At 54.7% G+C, this 14,987-nt stretch carries 18 protein-coding genes; 12 read left to right on the top strand and 6 right to left on the bottom strand.

Going from position 1 to position 14,987, the window contains the following annotated elements; genetic code table 11:
• Positions 1–168: 168 nt before the first annotated feature.
• The 4 genes from hisJ to hisP all read left to right on the top strand — a co-directional run bounded on the left by hisJ (position 169) and on the right by hisP (position 3,313).
• Positions 169–951, top strand: coding sequence for a histidine ABC transporter substrate-binding protein HisJ (gene hisJ / locus OGY07_RS10190; RefSeq protein WP_042290731.1), 783 nt, complete (start codon positions 169–171; stop codon positions 949–951).
• 184 nt (positions 952–1,135) lie between these two features.
• Complete coding sequence (locus tag OGY07_RS10185) at positions 1,136–1,822, top strand: histidine ABC transporter permease HisQ (protein WP_060570100.1); 687 nt, start codon at positions 1,136–1,138, stop codon at positions 1,820–1,822.
• Positions 1,819–2,526, top strand: coding sequence for a histidine ABC transporter permease HisM (gene hisM, locus OGY07_RS10180; RefSeq protein WP_042290728.1), 708 nt, complete (start codon positions 1,819–1,821; stop codon positions 2,524–2,526). Before OGY07_RS10185 ends, hisM begins: the two co-directional genes overlap by 4 nt.
• Before the next feature lie 13 nt (positions 2,527–2,539).
• Entirely contained in the window at positions 2,540–3,313 is a 774-nt protein-coding gene (hisP, locus tag OGY07_RS10175; protein ID WP_042290727.1) for a histidine ABC transporter ATP-binding protein HisP, read from the top strand.
• A 59-nt stretch (positions 3,314–3,372) separates the two neighbouring features.
• Here hisP and OGY07_RS10170 read toward each other — a convergent pair whose 3' ends face one another.
• From OGY07_RS10170 to yfcG, 4 genes are all read right to left on the bottom strand, one after another.
• Positions 3,373–3,876: a GNAT family N-acetyltransferase gene (locus OGY07_RS10170; RefSeq protein WP_042290725.1), complete on the bottom strand. Its 504-nt coding sequence runs from the start codon at positions 3,874–3,876 to the stop codon at positions 3,373–3,375.
• 70 nt (positions 3,877–3,946) lie between these two features.
• Positions 3,947–4,840 carry a TIGR01777 family oxidoreductase gene (locus OGY07_RS10165; protein WP_181822822.1) on the bottom strand — a complete coding sequence of 298 codons (894 nt, stop codon included), beginning with the start codon at positions 4,838–4,840 and terminating at the stop codon, positions 3,947–3,949.
• A 20-nt stretch (positions 4,841–4,860) separates the two neighbouring features.
• Positions 4,861–5,223, bottom strand: coding sequence for a dihydroneopterin triphosphate 2'-epimerase (folX, locus tag OGY07_RS10160; protein ID WP_042290722.1), 363 nt, complete (start codon positions 5,221–5,223; stop codon positions 4,861–4,863).
• Positions 5,224–5,276: 53 nt separating this feature from the next.
• Positions 5,277–5,924: a GSH-dependent disulfide bond oxidoreductase gene (gene yfcG, locus OGY07_RS10155; RefSeq protein ID WP_181822823.1), complete on the bottom strand. Its 648-nt coding sequence runs from the start codon at positions 5,922–5,924 to the stop codon at positions 5,277–5,279.
• Positions 5,925–6,063: 139 nt separating this feature from the next.
• Here yfcG and yfcF point away from each other — a divergent pair, with 139 nt between their 5' ends.
• From yfcF to yfcD, 3 genes are read left to right on the top strand one after another with little or no spacing between them, the layout of a single operon-like run.
• Positions 6,064–6,708: a glutathione transferase gene (gene yfcF / locus OGY07_RS10150; protein WP_042290718.1), complete on the top strand. Its 645-nt coding sequence runs from the start codon at positions 6,064–6,066 to the stop codon at positions 6,706–6,708.
• A 56-nt stretch (positions 6,709–6,764) separates the two neighbouring features.
• Positions 6,765–7,316, top strand: coding sequence for a phosphodiesterase (yfcE, locus tag OGY07_RS10145; protein WP_042290716.1), 552 nt, complete (start codon positions 6,765–6,767; stop codon positions 7,314–7,316).
• Positions 7,317–7,372: 56 nt separating this feature from the next.
• Complete coding sequence (gene yfcD / locus OGY07_RS10140; RefSeq protein WP_042290714.1) at positions 7,373–7,951, top strand: NUDIX hydrolase YfcD; 579 nt, start codon at positions 7,373–7,375, stop codon at positions 7,949–7,951.
• A 4-nt stretch (positions 7,952–7,955) separates the two neighbouring features.
• On the opposite strand, the gene OGY07_RS10135 is transcribed toward yfcD, so the two are convergent.
• Positions 7,956–8,975, bottom strand: a complete 1,020-nt coding sequence (locus tag OGY07_RS10135) for a LacI family DNA-binding transcriptional regulator (protein ID WP_286600311.1) — start codon at positions 8,973–8,975, stop codon at positions 7,956–7,958.
• A 249-nt stretch (positions 8,976–9,224) separates the two neighbouring features.
• Here OGY07_RS10135 and OGY07_RS10130 point away from each other — a divergent pair, with 249 nt between their 5' ends.
• The 5 genes from OGY07_RS10130 to OGY07_RS10110 all read left to right on the top strand — a co-directional run bounded on the left by OGY07_RS10130 (position 9,225) and on the right by OGY07_RS10110 (position 13,254).
• Positions 9,225–9,668, top strand: coding sequence for a PTS sugar transporter subunit IIA (locus OGY07_RS10130; protein ID WP_286600307.1), 444 nt, complete (start codon positions 9,225–9,227; stop codon positions 9,666–9,668).
• Between the two features lie 80 nt (positions 9,669–9,748).
• Complete coding sequence (locus tag OGY07_RS10125) at positions 9,749–10,021, top strand: PTS sugar transporter subunit IIB (protein WP_042290710.1); 273 nt, start codon at positions 9,749–9,751, stop codon at positions 10,019–10,021.
• A 68-nt stretch (positions 10,022–10,089) separates the two neighbouring features.
• Positions 10,090–11,481 carry a PTS ascorbate transporter subunit IIC gene (locus OGY07_RS10120; RefSeq protein ID WP_042290708.1) on the top strand — a complete coding sequence of 464 codons (1,392 nt, stop codon included), beginning with the start codon at positions 10,090–10,092 and terminating at the stop codon, positions 11,479–11,481.
• On the top strand, positions 11,478–12,308 hold the full coding sequence (locus tag OGY07_RS10115) for a transketolase (RefSeq protein WP_286600304.1): 831 nt from the start codon (positions 11,478–11,480) through the stop codon (positions 12,306–12,308). The genes OGY07_RS10120 and OGY07_RS10115 overlap by 4 nt, the downstream gene beginning before the upstream one ends.
• A complete protein-coding gene (locus OGY07_RS10110) occupies positions 12,301–13,254 on the top strand; it encodes a transketolase family protein (protein WP_181822827.1) in 954 nt (317 codons plus the stop codon). The genes OGY07_RS10115 and OGY07_RS10110 overlap by 8 nt, the downstream gene beginning before the upstream one ends.
• A gap of 49 nt (positions 13,255–13,303) precedes the next feature.
• Here OGY07_RS10110 and yfcC read toward each other — a convergent pair whose 3' ends face one another.
• Positions 13,304–14,830, bottom strand: a complete 1,527-nt coding sequence (gene yfcC, locus OGY07_RS10105) for a putative basic amino acid antiporter YfcC (RefSeq protein WP_060570106.1) — start codon at positions 14,828–14,830, stop codon at positions 13,304–13,306.
• Between the last annotated feature and the right edge of the window lie 157 nt (positions 14,831–14,987).

Raw genomic sequence — 14,987 nt, 5'->3', positions numbered from 1 at the left:
TGCAGTGGTTGGATCGGCTGGCGGAAATATGCATACTTAAGCGCTTTTCATGCAAAATAAACCGGCTATTTGGGTAGAATGCTTTGCCTTGCCGACCCGATTAATGGCACGATAACCGCACCTGGTCCTGTAAAGATCCCCTATAAAGACAGTCTGTTGAGGATAGCTATGAAAAAACTGGTGTTATCTCTTTCCCTGGTGCTGGCCTTCTCCAGCGCTACCGCAGCTTTTGCCGCCATTCCGCAAAAAATTCGCATTGGTACCGATCCTACTTACGCCCCCTTTGAATCGAAAAACGCGCAGGGTGAACTGGTGGGTTTTGATATCGATCTGGCGAAAGAGCTGTGCAAACGTATCAATACACAATGCACCTTCGTTGAGAACCCGCTGGACGCGCTGATCCCGTCGTTAAAAGCGAAGAAAATCGATGCCATCATGTCTTCGCTTTCCATCACGGAAAAGCGCCAGCAGGAGATCGCTTTCACTGACAAACTGTATGCCGCTGATTCGCGTCTGGTGGTGGCCAAAGATTCCGATATTCAGCCGACCGTCGAGTCGCTGAAAGGCAAGCGCGTCGGCGTACTTCAGGGCACCACTCAGGAGACGTTTGGTAACGAGCATTGGGCGCCGAAGGGCATTGAGATTGTCTCTTACCAGGGGCAGGACAACATCTACTCTGACCTGACTGCGGGACGTATCGATGCGGCATTCCAGGACGAAGTCGCGGCAAGCGAAGGCTTTCTGAAGCAACCCGTTGGCAAAGATTACAAATTCGGCGGCCCGTCTGTGAAAGACGAGAAACTGTTCGGCGTCGGGACCGGTATGGGTCTGCGTAAAGAAGACAACGAACTGCGTGAAGCCCTTAATAAAGCGTTTGCCGATATGCGCGCTGACGGGACTTACGAAAAGCTGGCGAAAAAGTACTTTGATTTTGATGTTTATGGCGGTTAATTCCCGCCGGTGCAGATAAAGCCCGAAACGGCGTGATGATCCTTTTTTCAGCCTGATGGCGCAACGTTTATCCGGCCTGCAGACAGTTGTCTTAGGCCAGATAAGGTCAGTGCCGCCATCCGGCATACGAAGGACGTGACGTCAAAAGAGGCGCTTACTCACCACTCACGACAGGACAGGCAGCATGTTGTACGGCTTTTCAGGTGTTATTTTACAGGGCGCGATCGTCACGCTGGAACTGGCGCTCAGTTCCGTCGTGCTGGCGGTGCTGATCGGCCTCGTCGGGGCGGGGGCTAAACTCTCGCAAAACCGGGTGACGGGGCTTATTTTCGAAGGGTATACCACCCTGATTCGCGGTGTGCCGGATCTGGTGCTAATGCTGCTGATCTTCTACGGTCTGCAGATTGCGCTGAATACGGTCACCGACGCGCTGGGGGTCGGCCAAATCGATATTGATCCAATGGTTGCCGGTATTATTACTCTCGGCTTTATTTACGGCGCATATTTCACGGAAACCTTCCGCGGTGCGTTCATGGCGGTGCCGAGAGGTCATATCGAAGCGGCGACCGCCTTTGGTTTTACGTCATCGCAGACGTTTCGCCGCATTATGTTTCCGGCAATGATGCGCTATGCGCTGCCCGGCATTGGCAACAACTGGCAGGTTATCCTGAAAGCCACGGCGCTGGTTTCGCTGCTCGGTCTGGAAGATGTGGTAAAAGCTACGCAACTGGCCGGTAAGAGCACCTGGGAGCCCTTTTATTTCGCAGTGGTGTGCGGGCTGATTTATCTGGTGTTTACGACTGTGTCCAATGGTGTGCTGCTGTTCCTCGAGCGCCGTTACTCCGTGGGTGTAAAGAGGGCTGACCTGTGATCGACATTATTCAGGAGTACTGGAAATCCCTGCTCTGGACTGACGGCTATCGCTTTACCGGCGTGGCGATTACCCTGTGGCTGCTGATCTCATCAGTGGTGATGGGGGGCATCCTGGCGGTGATCCTTGCGATTGGCCGCGTGTCCAGCAATAAGTTTATCCAGTTCCCCATCTGGTTATTTACCTATATCTTTCGCGGGACGCCGCTGTATGTGCAACTCCTGGTGTTCTATTCGGGGATGTATACCCTGGAAATCGTCAAAGGCACCGATTTCCTCAACGCCTTCTTTCGTAGCGGCCTGAACTGTACCGTTCTGGCGTTAACCCTTAACACCTGCGCCTATACTACCGAGATTTTTGCCGGCGCCATTCGCTCGGTGCCGCATGGTGAAATCGAGGCCGCGCGGGCCTATGGCTTTTCTTCGTTTAAAATGTACCGCTGCATTATTTTGCCTTCGGCGCTGCGTATTGCGCTTCCGGCGTACAGCAACGAGGTTATTTTAATGCTGCATTCCACGGCCCTGGCTTTTACCGCGACGGTGCCGGATCTGCTTAAAATCGCTCGCGATATCAATTCAGCGACCTATCAGCCCTTTACCGCTTTCGGGCTTGCCGCCGTGCTGTATTTAATCATTTCGTATGTCCTGATCAGTCTGTTCCGTAGGGCGGAAAGGCGCTGGTTGCAGCATGTTTCCTCTAAATAATTCGAGTAACACGATGTCTGAGAATAAATTAAACGTTATCGATTTGCACAAACGCTACGGCGAACATGAAGTGCTGAAAGGGGTATCGCTGCAGGCCAACGCCGGGGATGTGATAAGTATTATCGGCTCATCGGGTTCGGGGAAAAGTACCTTTCTGCGCTGCATTAACTTTCTTGAGAAGCCGAGCGAAGGATCGATTGTGGTCAGCGGCCAAAATATCACGCTGGTACGCGACAAAGACGGTCAACTGAAGGTGGCGGATAAAACCCAGCTCCGCCTGTTGCGCACGCGTCTGACGATGGTGTTTCAGCACTTTAACCTGTGGAGCCACATGACGGTGCTGGAAAACGTCATGGAAGCGCCGGTTCAGGTACTGGGCCTGAGCAAGCAGGAAGCCCGCGAACGGGCGATCAAGTATCTGGCGAAAGTGGGCATTGATGAGCGTGCCCAGGGTAAATATCCGGTGCATCTTTCCGGCGGGCAGCAGCAGCGCGTGTCGATTGCCCGCGCGCTGGCGATGGAACCGGAGGTGCTGTTGTTTGATGAGCCGACCTCTGCGCTGGATCCTGAACTGGTGGGTGAAGTGTTGCGCATCATGCAGCAACTGGCGGAAGAGGGAAAAACCATGGTAGTGGTGACCCACGAAATGGGTTTTGCTCGCCATGTGTCAAGCCACGTGATTTTCCTGCATCAGGGGAAGATTGAAGAAGAAGGGGAGCCAGAGCAACTGTTTGGCAATCCGCAAAGCCCGCGATTGCAGCAGTTTCTTAAAGGTTCGTTGAAATAGTCACCAGTTTCGCCGGGCGGCAAATTACGTTTCTTACAGGTTGGATAAGCGCCGCGCCTTCAGGCGCTTTCCAGCCGGTAACCCCAGTCGTCATAGCGAATACCATTGATCGTGAATGCTTTTTCCAGCACCTGCGTGCGCGCGAATCCGAGCTTTTCCAGCAATCTTACGGACCCCCGGTTTTCTGCCAGCACCCAGGCGTTGATCGCCTGTAGCCCTGCATCGTGAAAGCCATACTCGCACACGGCGCGAACGGCTTCGCTGGCAAAGCCGCGCCCCTGCACATCAGGGAGCAGGCAATAGCCGATATCCGCTTCCTGGGGAAACTGATGGCTGATTTGCAGACCGACGTCCCCAAGCGGGGTTGCGTCATGATGCTGGCGAATAACGAACATATGTTTCGAAACCAGACGACGCGCGAACAGTAAACGGATATCGCGTTCCGGGCAGCGTTCGCCCATATACCGCATAATATCCGGGTTCTCTCGCAGGGCGAGAAAGAAAGGCCAGTCGGTCGCCTGAAAAGGGGAGAGCGTCAGTCGCGGGGTCGTCAGTAAAGCCATAAAATCGCCATTCCGGAAGTCATCCTGATTACCTTACCACCGGAACGGCGAGCGTGCACAGGCCGGAGGGTTAGCGAATCACATCTTCCAGCGCTTCTTCGAGGTCATACCAGCGAAAGGCGAAGCCTGCGGCTTCCAGACGTTTCGGCAGCGCGCGCTGGCCACCCAATACCAGCACCGAGGACTCGCCCATCAGCAGGCGAATCGCCGTCGCCGGGACGCGAACGAAAGCAGGGCGCTGTAGCGCATGTCCCAGCGCATGGGCGAACTGCTCGTTACGCACGGGATAGGGCGAAACCATATTGAAGGGGCCGCGCAGATCGTTGTCCAGCAGCCAAAGGATGCCGTTCACCATGTCATCAACGTGGATCCACGGTAAATACTGGCGGCCATTGCCAATCGGTCCTCCCAGCCCCAGCCGGAACGGCGGAACCATTTTACCGAGAATACCGCCTTTGGGCGCCAGCACGACGCCGGTACGCAGCAGGCAAACGCGGGTGCGATCGCTTTGGGCGGTACAGGCGATTTGTTCCCAGCGCGCGCACAGCTTATGCGTGAATTCATTATGCGGCGGCTCTTCCTCGGTCACCACCACTTCACCCAAATCACCGTAATAGCCGGTAGCGGAGCCGGAAATCAGTACCGAGGGCGGCGTCTCGCTGGCATTAATCAGATCCGCCAGTTTCTGCGTGATGCGCCAGCGACTCTGGCAAAGACGCTCCTTTTGTGCGCTCGACCAGCGCTTGTCGGCAATCGGCTCACCCGCAAGATTGATCACCGCGTCGACATCATCAAGCTGCTTTTTATCGTCCAGGGTGGTCCAGAGCGCCACCCGACTGTCGAGCCGATCCCGGGCTTTTTCGGGGCTGCGAGTGAGAACCGTCACCTGATGCCCGAGCGCCAACAGACGCGGGATAAGGTGTCCGCCGATAAGACCTGTTCCTCCGGTAACCAGTATGTTCATGCAGCCTCCCGTAAAGGCGACTAACGCCGCCAGCTTAAGGTCATAGATACCGAATCGGCATAACGTAACGCGTGAAGCTTATCGATTTCCACTTCAGCATAAGTGACCCAGTGGTGTTCGCGTGCGATGTCGAGCACATCCTGCGTTAATTTTTCCAGCAACGAAAAACGGTTGTTTTCGACGTGCTGAAGAATGCTTTTCGTGATGGTACGGTAATTCAACGCATCGTTAATATCTTCGCTGACCCGCGCTTTTTCTGCCGGATAATGAATCGCAACGTTGATCACAATATCCTGGCGGTTAGTGATCTCTTCTTCTTTGATACCGATAAAGGTGCGTAAGCGAAGGTTTTTTATACGAATAATAGCGTCAGGTTGAGACATTGCAGAGTTCTCCATATATGAACCTTCGCATCATACACGAGAACCGCCGCGCGTTATCCTTTCAACGTCTCAGGATTAAGCTGCGCCTGCATCAGCGCACGTTCGGTGGCCGGACGCGAGCGGATACGCTGGAACCAGTTGTTTACCGCCGGGTACATTTCCAGATCGATGCGTTGACGCTGATGGGCATTGACCCACGGCCAGCAGGCAATATCCGCGATGCTGTAATGCTCGCCGCCCAGCCACGGAGAAGCTTCCAGACGTTTATTGAGCACGTTATACAGCCGCTGAGTTTCCACCTGGTAACGCTCGATAGCATACGGGATGGCCTGCGGCGCGAAATGATTGAAATGATGATTTTGCCCCAGCATTGGCCCAAGCCCGCCAACCTGCCAGAACAGCCACTGCAGCGTAATATGACGCTCGCGCAGCTCGCCGCTCAGTAACATGCCGCTTTTTTCCGCCAGGTAAAGCAAAATTTCGCCAGACTCAAAAAGACTAAGCGGCGCGCCGCCGTCCGCAGGGGCGCGATCGACAATCGCGGGAATTTTATTATTGGGCGATATCGCCAGGAAATCGGGACGAAACTGGTTGCCCTTACTGATATCGACTTTGATCAGTCGGTAGTCCATTTCGGCTTCTTCAAGAAAGAGTGTAATCTTGTGTCCATTGGGCGTAGGGGCGTAATAGAGATCGATCATTTCAGCTCCAGCAAGCGTTTTATCTACGAGACAACCACAAGTATAGAAAGCCTGGCGTGTTGTGTGAGATTTCATCAGGTGACAGCGAACGAAAGACGCTTTATGTTGAAAGAAAAAAACCATCAACATCGAGGAAGCTATGAGTAAACCTGTGATTACCCTCTGGTCAGACGCCAATTTTTTCTCCCCTTACGTGCTGTCTGCTTACGTCGCGCTCCAGGAAAAGGGGCTTCCTTTTACCCTGAAAACGGTGGATTTGGATCGCGGTGAACATCTCGCGCCAGGCTGGCAGGGTTACGCCCAGACGCGCCGGGTACCGCTGCTGGAGATTGACGGGTTCGAACTTAGCGAGTCGTCAGCTATTGCGGAGTATCTGGAAGATCGCTTTGCGCCGCCGACATGGGAGCGCATCTATCCCCTCGATCTTGAGAAACGCGCCCGGGCGCGGCAGATTCAGGCGTGGCTCCGGAGCGACCTGATGCCTGTCCGCGAGGAGCGCCCGACGGATGTGGTGTTCGGCGGCGTCAAGAAAGGGCCATTAAGCGACGCCGGGAAAGCCAGCGTGGAAAAGCTGTTTGCCACGGCGAGCCATCTGCTGGCTGACGGGACGCCGAACCTGTTCGGCGAATGGTGTCTGGCGGACACCGATCTGGCGCTGATGATCAACCGTCTGGCGCTCAACGGTGACGACGTGCCGACGCCGCTGGCGGAATATGCCGCGTTTCAATGGCAGCGCGCTTCTGTCCAGCGATATATTGCGCTTTCCGCTAAGCGTACGGGCTGAAAAAGGGTCTACAATCCAGTATCATAGTGCGGTTTTTTTATGATGCGGAGGACGTGATGAAACTGATGTTTGCATCCGATATTCACGGTTCCTTACCGGCCACTGAGCGCGTGCTGGCGCTGTTTGCTCGCAGCGGCGCGCAATGGTTGGTGATACTGGGTGATATACTGAATCATGGGCCGCGTAACGCCTTACCTGAAGGCTACGCGCCTGCTGAGGTCGCCGGGCGGTTGAACGAATATGCGTCGCGGATTATCGCCGTGCGCGGCAACTGCGACAGCGAAGTGGATCAGATGTTGCTCCACTTTCCGCTCACCGCGCCGTGGCAGCAGGCGTTACTGGAAAACCAGCGGCTCTTTTTGACCCACGGTCATCTTTTTGGAGCGGAAAATCTGCCAGCGCTGCAGTCCAACGATGTGCTGGTGTACGGACATACTCATCTGCCGGTGGCAGAAAAGCGGGGCGATATATACCATTTCAATCCTGGCTCCGTGAGCATACCGAAGGGCGGCCATCCGGCGAGCTACGGAATGCTGGACGATAATGTATTGAGCGTAATCGCACTCAATGATCAAAGTATCATTGCGCAGGTGGCGATTAATTCGTAATTTACCCCCACATATGTAAATGCGCCGCAGAGTGCTAAGAAAAAGAAGGTTTCCTGATGGTGGAACAGCGTCGTTTGGCAAGTACGGAATGGGTGGATATTGTGAATGAAGACAACGAAGTCATCGCACAATCCAGCCGGGAACAGATGCGAGCGCAGTGCCTGCGTCATCGTGCAACCTATATCGTGGTACACGATGGGATGGGCAAAATTCTGGTGCAGCGTCGTACCGAGACAAAGGACTTTTTGCCTGGCATGTTAGACGCCACGGCCGGTGGCGTCGTTCAGGCAGACGAACAACTGTTAGACTCTGCCCGCCGCGAAGCGGAGGAGGAACTGGGTATTGCGGGCGTTCCGTTCGCTGAACACGGTCAGTTCTACTTTGAAGATGAGCATTGCCGCGTCTGGGGCGCGCTGTTTAGCTGCGTATCGCATGGCCCCTTCGCCTTGCAGGAGGAAGAGGTCAGCGAAGTATGCTGGCTGACGCCGGAGGAAATTACCGCCCGCTGTGACGAATTCACCCCGGACTCGCTAAAAGCGCTGGCGCTGTGGATGACCCGCAACGCCAAAAACGAGTCTGCAAAAGGTGAGCGGCAACAAGAAGAACAGCAAGAAAAACAGGAAGAGGCGGAATAACGCCTCAGCAACTGTCCCGCAGACATAAACTGGAGGCGATTGGCTGTTGATCGCGCCAGTTTCCATCCTGAATTCTTTCCAGTAAGGCCCGTCCGGCCTCAAGACCGATTTTGCGGTGCGGAACCGCCATCGTGGTCAGCGGCGGTTGACAGACCCGGCTGACGTCGCTGTCGCCAAACCCCACAACCGCCAGGTCGTCAGGGACTTTAATCCGTCGGCGCTGGCATTCATACAGGACGCCGCAGGCCAGTTCATCCGACACGCAGACCAGCGCATCCAGTTCCGGCCACGCCAGGATAAACTCCGGCAGTTGCGAAGCCCCGGTGGAAAAATTGGGCGGCAGGGCGGCGTTAATCACCCGGTTGGGCGACATATGATGGCGCAGCATCGCTTTATACCAGCCCTGCAAATGCTGTTGAAAGATCCACTGTTCCTGATTCGCACACAGCAGGCCAATGTTCTGGTAGCCACGTTGAATCAGCATCTCCGTCAGCTCAAACATGGCGGCCACGTTATCAATCCCGATATTCATATCAATGGGATCGGTACGGATCGCGCCAATCTCCATGACCGGAATCGACGCGTTCTTTAGCCAGTGTCGGACGGTGTCGCTGTGCTCGACGCTGAGCAATATCGCCGCGGCGATATTGGAAGCCAGCAGCGTTTCCAGCAGTTTTTCTTCCTGCTCAAGACGGTGACGGGATTCCGCCAGCATGATCTGGTATCCGGCGGGTTGCAGAATATGCTGCAATCCGGCAAACATTTCTGAACATCCTGCTTCGGCAAGATTTGGCACCACCATCGCAATGGTACGTGACGATGCTGACGCCAGCGCGCTGGCGGCGAGATTCGGCATATATCCCAGCTCGTGGACAGCCGCGTCGATTTTCTCCCGCAGTTTATCGGAAACCTGCTCCGGCGTGCGCAAGGCACGCGAGACGGTCATGGTGCCGACACCCGCAAGCTGTGCGACATCGGCGATGGTCACTTTACCGGTACTACGCCGTTTTCGGGTTAGAGACATACAAATTCCTGCGCAATTACAACCAGTTGAGACGCTTTTTTATGATCGTTCTTTGCGTCACGTTTAGCGCAGTATACGCCTTAATTGTCCTTGTTTGCTCTGATTTCACACAGCAATCTGTTTTTGATAGCGCTATCACATATCTGAACGATAGCGTTTGATAGCGCTATCTTTGTGATTGCGATCGCAGATAAGGTGGTTGGGGTTGAATAAAGTTTGCTCATGTTAAGTCAAGAGAGAGGGACGATCGTGCTTGAAACCTGGTTAACGGATAACACGATTCAACTGCGCGAGCAGGTGAGCGACTGGCGGGAAGCGCTTGGGATTTGCGCCGGGCCGCTGCTGCAGGCGGGCGTCATTACGCCTGATTATGTTAGCGCTATCATCGCACAACATCAGAAGCTGGGGCCGTATTATGTGCTGGCGCCCGGGCTGGCGATGCCGCATGCCCGCCCGGAGGAAGGCGCAAAGGCTATCGGCTTATCGTTGCTGAAGCTGACGGACGGCGTGTCGTTTGGCGCAGGAGAAAATGATCCGGTTGATATTATTATTTTATTAGCCGCAGCGGATAAACACAGCCATATCGAAATGATTTCGGCCCTGGCTGAATTATTTTCAAACGATGACGATCTGGCGAAATTACATCAGGCAGCCACCCTGGAGGAGATTAAAAAAATAATTTCACGTTATTAATTTTACGCATGCCTCTGTATTGATGAAACATTACGCCTGCGCGTGATGCGAACAAACTCTACTTAAAAAAGGTAATAACAATGAAAATTATGGCTATTTGTGGCTCCGGCCTGGGCAGTAGTTTTATGGTCGAAATGAATATTAAAAAGGTACTCAAAAAACTCAATATTGACGCTGAGGTGGAACATTCCGATCTCTCCTCGGCGACGCCGGGCGCCGCCGATCTCTTTGTGATGGCGAAAGATATTGCCGCCAGCGCCAGCGTGCCCGAGGCGCAACTGGTGGTAATCAATAACATTATCGATATCAATGAACTCGAAACACAGCTACGGGCATGGTTCGATAAACAATAATTCTGTCTGCACTCAATCCTTCGCGCTGTCTCACCACAGCATGACCGCAAATATGCATCGAGGTGGCTATGTTTATCCTTGAAACGCTGAATTTTGTTGTTGATATTCTTAAAGTGCCTTCCGTACTGGTGGGCTTAATTGCGCTTATTGGCCTGGTGGCGCAAAAGAAAGCCTTTTCGGATGTCGTAAAGGGAACCATTAAAACAATTCTGGGGTTTATTGTTCTTGGCGGCGGGGCTACCGTTCTGGTCGGCTCATTAAATCCGTTAGGCGGTATGTTTGAACACGCTTTTACTATCCAGGGGATTATTCCGAATAATGAAGCGATTGTCTCGATTGCGCTGGAAAAATACGGTGCCGCTACCGCACTGATTATGGCGTTCGGAATGGTGGCGAATATTATTGTCGCGCGCTTTACGCGGCTGAAATACATATTTTTAACCGGGCACCACACCTTTTACATGGCCTGTATGATCGGCGTGATCCTGACCGTCGCCGGTTTTGAGGGGGCGGGGCTGGTCTTTACCGGCTCGCTGATCCTCGGGTTGGTGATGGCCTTCTTCCCGGCGTTGGCGCAACGCTACATGAAACGCATCACGGGTAGCGACGACATTGCCTTTGGTCACTTCGGTACCCTGGGGTATGTGCTGTCAGGCTGGATCGGCAGCGTGTGCGGTAAAGGCTCCCGTTCGACCGAAGAAATGAATCTGCCGAAGAATTTAAGCTTCCTGCGCGACAGTTCGATCTCCATTTCGCTGACCATGATGATCATCTATCTGATCATGGCGGTTAGCGCCGGTCGGGAGTATGTGGAAAGCACCTTCAGCGGCGGGCAGAACTATCTGGTCTACGCCATCATCATGGCGATTACTTTTGCCGCCGGGGTGTTCATTATCCTGCAAGGGGTTCGCCTCATCCTTGCGGAAATTGTTCCGGCGTTCACCGGCTTCTCTGAAAAACTGGTGCCCAACGCGCGTCCGGCGCTGGATTGCCCGGTGGTGTATCCCTATGCCCCCAACGCTGTGCTGATCGGCTTTCTGTTTAGCTTCCTCGGTGGGCTGGTGGGGCTGTTTCTGCTCGGGCAAATGAAGCTGGTGCTGATATTGCCAGGCGTCGTGCCGCACTTCTTCACGGGAGCGACGGCGGGGGTGTTCGGTAATGCCACCGGCGGCCGTCGTGGCGCTATGCTCGGCGCGTTCGCCAACGGTCTGTTGATTACCTTCCTCCCGGTACTGCTCTTGCCGGTACTCGGCGCCATCGGCTTTGCCAACACCACCTTCTCGGATGCCGACTTTGGCGCGATTGGCATTGTGCTCGGTAACCTGGCCCGCTACCTGTCGCCTCTGGCGATAACCGGGCTGGTGGTCGGATTGTTTGTTGTACTGGTCCTCTGGAATCTGTTCGCAAAGAACAAGACGGCGACAGGTCACTCAGCGGAAAATAACGGAGCCAAACCATGAATGTAAAAGAAGTGACGCAGTTGGCGCGGGATATTCGCGTAGCTACTCTGAAATCACTCACCCATCTGGGCTTCGGCCACTATGGCGGCAGTATGTCGGTGGTGGAAACCCTCGCGGTACTGTACGGCGCGGTAATGAAAATCGATCCGGCCGATCCAGACTGGCCGGAACGCGATAACTTTGTTCTCTCGAAAGGGCACGCGGGACCGGCGCTTTACAGCACGCTGGCGATCAAAGGCTATTTCCCGATCGACGAGTTGAACACGCTGAATCAGAACGGCACCCGGCTGCCCAGTCATCCGGATCGGCTGAAAACCCGTGGCGTGGACGCGACCACGGGATCGCTGGGGCAGGGGATCTCCATCGCCGCCGGAATGGCGCTCTCGCATAAGTTGGCGCAGCGTCCGAACCGGGTCTTCTGTATTGTCGGCGACGGTGAGCTGAACGAAGGACAGTGCTGGGAAGCGTTTCAGTTTATTGCTCATCATTGCCTCAACAACCTGACGGTGTTTGTTGACTGGAATAAGCAGCAACTGGACGGCGAGTTAGATGAAATTATTCGCCCGTTCAGCCTTGATGCAAAATTCCGCGCGTTTGGCTTCGATACCATCACGGTGAAGGGCGATGATATACCGGCGCTACTGGCTGCCGTCCAGCCAGTTCCCGAGGCGCAGGCCCGCCCACGGGTAATCATTCTTGACAGCATTAAAGGGCAAGGGGTGCCATGCCTTGAACAGTTGAGCAATTCTCATCACCTGCGCCTGACAGAGGACATGACGCAAACCCTGAATAACGCCATTCGCCAACTGGAGGTCACGCATGATTAATCTCGCGCCCGCAGGACAAAAAGATCGCGTGGAGATGCGCAAGGTATACGCCGGATTCGTGGCCCGGCAGATAAAAGACGGCAGCCCGATCATCGCGCTGGAAGCAGACCTGATGAGTTCAATGGCGATGGATGGCGTAGCCCGTGATTACCCGCAGCATGTGATTAACTGCGGCATTATGGAAGCTAACGTGATTGGCACCGCCGCGGGATTGGCGTTAACCGGGCGCAAGCCGTTCGTGCATACCTTCACCGCGTTTGCCAGCCGCCGCTGTTTCGATCAACTGTTTATGTCGCTGGACTACCAGCGAAATAACGTCAAGGTGATCGCCTCGGATGCGGGCGTCACCGCCTGTCATAACGGCGGTACGCACATGTCGTTTGAAGATATGGGGATCGTGCGTGGACTGGCGCACGCCATTGTGCTGGAGGTGACGGATGCGGTGATGTTTGAGGATATCCTGCGTCAGCTCATCGACCTTGAGGGATTCTACTGGGTCCGCACCATTCGTAAACAGGCGCCGAGTATCTACGCGTCCGGCTCGACGTTTACCATCGGTAAAGGCAACGTGCTGCGGGAAGGTAATGATATCACCCTGATTGCTAACGGAATCATGGTGGCCGAAGCGCTGGAGGCGGCGCGGCAGCTGGAGAGAAACGGGGTCAGCGCCGCGGTGATCGACATGTTCACCCTGAAACCTATCGATCGGATGCTGGTGAAAAACTACGCCGAGAAAACGGGACGCATCGTGACCTGCGAGAACCACAGTATTCACAACGGACTGGGGTCGGCGGTGGCGGAAGTGCTGGTGGAAACCTGTCCGGTGCCCATGCGTCGGGTCGGCGTAAAAGAACGTTACGGCCAGGTTGGCACGCAGGATTTTTTGCAGGAGGAATACGGGCTGACTGCCGCCGCGATTGTCGAAGCCGCAAAATCACTGCTGTGATGGCGTGAGGTTGATGCCGGATGACGACAGCGCCATCCGGCATGTTTCGTTACTGATAGCCCATGATCTGCGCGCCAACCACCAGCACGCTGGAGAAGGCAAACAGCAGACCAGCCAGGGCCAGCGCGGGCTTAATCCAACTGCGGAAATCGACCCGGCAAACGCCAAGCGTCGCCATTAACGATGCTGAGGTAGGGTAAATAATATTGCTGAACCCGTCGCCTAACTGAAACGCCAGCACGGCCACCTGGCGATTAACGCCGACCAGATCGCTGAGCGGGGCCATCAGCGGCATGGTCAGCGCCGCCTGGCCTGAACCCGAGGTGACGAAGAAGTTGAACAGCGTCTGGAACAGCAGCATAAACCAGGCGGCGACCGCGGTGTGCAGCTCGCCAATGCCGCCAGCGATGGCGTTGAGGAGAGTATTTAACACGCTCGGCGTGCTGGCGTCGCCGTTACCCAGCAACAGCATAATGCCTTTGGCGAAGCCGACCAGCAGCGCGGGGGCAATCATGATTTTCGCCCCTTCGGTGAAGGCGTTCGCCATATCGTTTAGCGTCATGCCGTTGAGACGAAACACCACGCCGATCAGGCCGATAACGATGCCCATCGTGAAGAACTGACTGGCGATTTCAGGAATAAACCAGGCGTGGACGATAACGCCCCATATCACCCAGCCGATAGCGGCGGTTAGGATCGCTAATACCAGCCAGTCTCCCGCGCCCAGCTTGCGCTGTGTAATCTGCTGCTGCTGTTCGCGGAAAAAACGGTCAGACTGCCAGCAGGCAGAGCGCTCCGGCGATTTACGGATCCGTGACGCGTAAAGCAGCGTGAAGGCCATCGCCAGCAGTGTCGCCAGCAGCCAGATGATAATGCGCAGCCCCGAGCCGGAAAGTACGGGAACACCGGCAATCCCCTGCGCAATGACCACGCTGAACGGGTTCATCCATGACGTGGCGAAGCCGACCTGGGTTGCGACATAGGTCACCAGTACCGTGGTAATACTGTCATACCCTAAGCAAACCATCAGCGGGGCGATGATAATAGCGAAGGCGACCGCCTCTTCTCCCATACCGAACACTGCGCCACCGAGGGAAAAGAGCATAAACAGCACCGGTATGAACAGGATTTCATTGCCTTTGGTCCGGTTAATTAGCGCGAGGATACCGTTATCGATGGTGCCTGTGCGCATGACGATGCCAAAAGCGCCGCCAATCACCAGCATAAACATGATAATACCAATGGCGGAACCGTATTTATCGCCTGCCGTGAGCCCTTCAAAGGGAAAGTTCATGAGTCCCGCTCCGGCGTCGCCGGTCGAGAAGAACTGCACCCGGTTATACTGCGCTTCACCTGACGCGTCGGTCACGATGCGAAACGACGCAGGATCGACAACCTGGCGGCTTTTCTCAACGCCTTCCACCTGATAGTGAATTTTCTGCGTGTCAAATTGCCCGGCTGGGATCAGCCAAGTCAGGAGGCTGGTAAAAATCGCCACGAAAAAAATGATCACCAGCGTATCGGGCATAGCGAATTTTCTGCGTTGCGTGGGGTGAGAGGATGAAACCGAGGACATAGCATACCTTCCATGTAGCGTTTTAATGGAATAAGTATGCATTTTGATGAATATAAATGCAATTTGTAAGCGCGTTTTTTATGCCGGTTTCAGAATTTGCTACCGCACAGTGGGGGATTTTTAGGCAAAAAAAATCCGGATGCTTGCACATCCGGAC

The organism is Citrobacter sp. Cs237 (genome assembly GCF_030332325.1).
Lineage (GTDB): Bacteria > Pseudomonadota > Gammaproteobacteria > Enterobacterales > Enterobacteriaceae > Citrobacter_A > Citrobacter_A sedlakii.
The sequence above is the reverse complement of the archived record's forward strand: the minus strand, read 5'-3'. Positions and strand labels throughout refer to the sequence as shown.

Coding starts and splice junctions, on each gene's coding strand:
- hisJ (WP_042290731.1), top strand. CDS start 169: ATGAAAAAACTGGTGTTATCTCTTTCCCTGGTGCTGGCCTTCTCCAGC.
- OGY07_RS10185 (WP_060570100.1), top strand. CDS start 1,136: ATGTTGTACGGCTTTTCAGGTGTTATTTTACAGGGCGCGATCGTCACG.
- hisP (WP_042290727.1), top strand. CDS start 2,540: ATGTCTGAGAATAAATTAAACGTTATCGATTTGCACAAACGCTACGGC.
- OGY07_RS10170 (WP_042290725.1), bottom strand. CDS start 3,876: ATGGCTTTACTGACGACCCCGCGACTGACGCTCTCCCCTTTTCAGGCG.
- OGY07_RS10165 (WP_181822822.1), bottom strand. CDS start 4,840: ATGAACATACTGGTTACCGGAGGAACAGGTCTTATCGGCGGACACCTT.
- folX (WP_042290722.1), bottom strand. CDS start 5,223: ATGTCTCAACCTGACGCTATTATTCGTATAAAAAACCTTCGCTTACGC.
- yfcG (WP_181822823.1), bottom strand. CDS start 5,924: ATGATCGATCTCTATTACGCCCCTACGCCCAATGGACACAAGATTACA.
- yfcF (WP_042290718.1), top strand. CDS start 6,064: ATGAGTAAACCTGTGATTACCCTCTGGTCAGACGCCAATTTTTTCTCC.
- yfcE (WP_042290716.1), top strand. CDS start 6,765: ATGAAACTGATGTTTGCATCCGATATTCACGGTTCCTTACCGGCCACT.
- yfcD (WP_042290714.1), top strand. CDS start 7,373: ATGGTGGAACAGCGTCGTTTGGCAAGTACGGAATGGGTGGATATTGTG.
- OGY07_RS10135 (WP_286600311.1), bottom strand. CDS start 8,975: ATGTCTCTAACCCGAAAACGGCGTAGTACCGGTAAAGTGACCATCGCC.
- OGY07_RS10125 (WP_042290710.1), top strand. CDS start 9,749: ATGAAAATTATGGCTATTTGTGGCTCCGGCCTGGGCAGTAGTTTTATG.
- OGY07_RS10120 (WP_042290708.1), top strand. CDS start 10,090: ATGTTTATCCTTGAAACGCTGAATTTTGTTGTTGATATTCTTAAAGTG.
- OGY07_RS10115 (WP_286600304.1), top strand. CDS start 11,478: ATGAATGTAAAAGAAGTGACGCAGTTGGCGCGGGATATTCGCGTAGCT.
- OGY07_RS10110 (WP_181822827.1), top strand. CDS start 12,301: ATGATTAATCTCGCGCCCGCAGGACAAAAAGATCGCGTGGAGATGCGC.
- yfcC (WP_060570106.1), bottom strand. CDS start 14,830: ATGTCCTCGGTTTCATCCTCTCACCCCACGCAACGCAGAAAATTCGCT.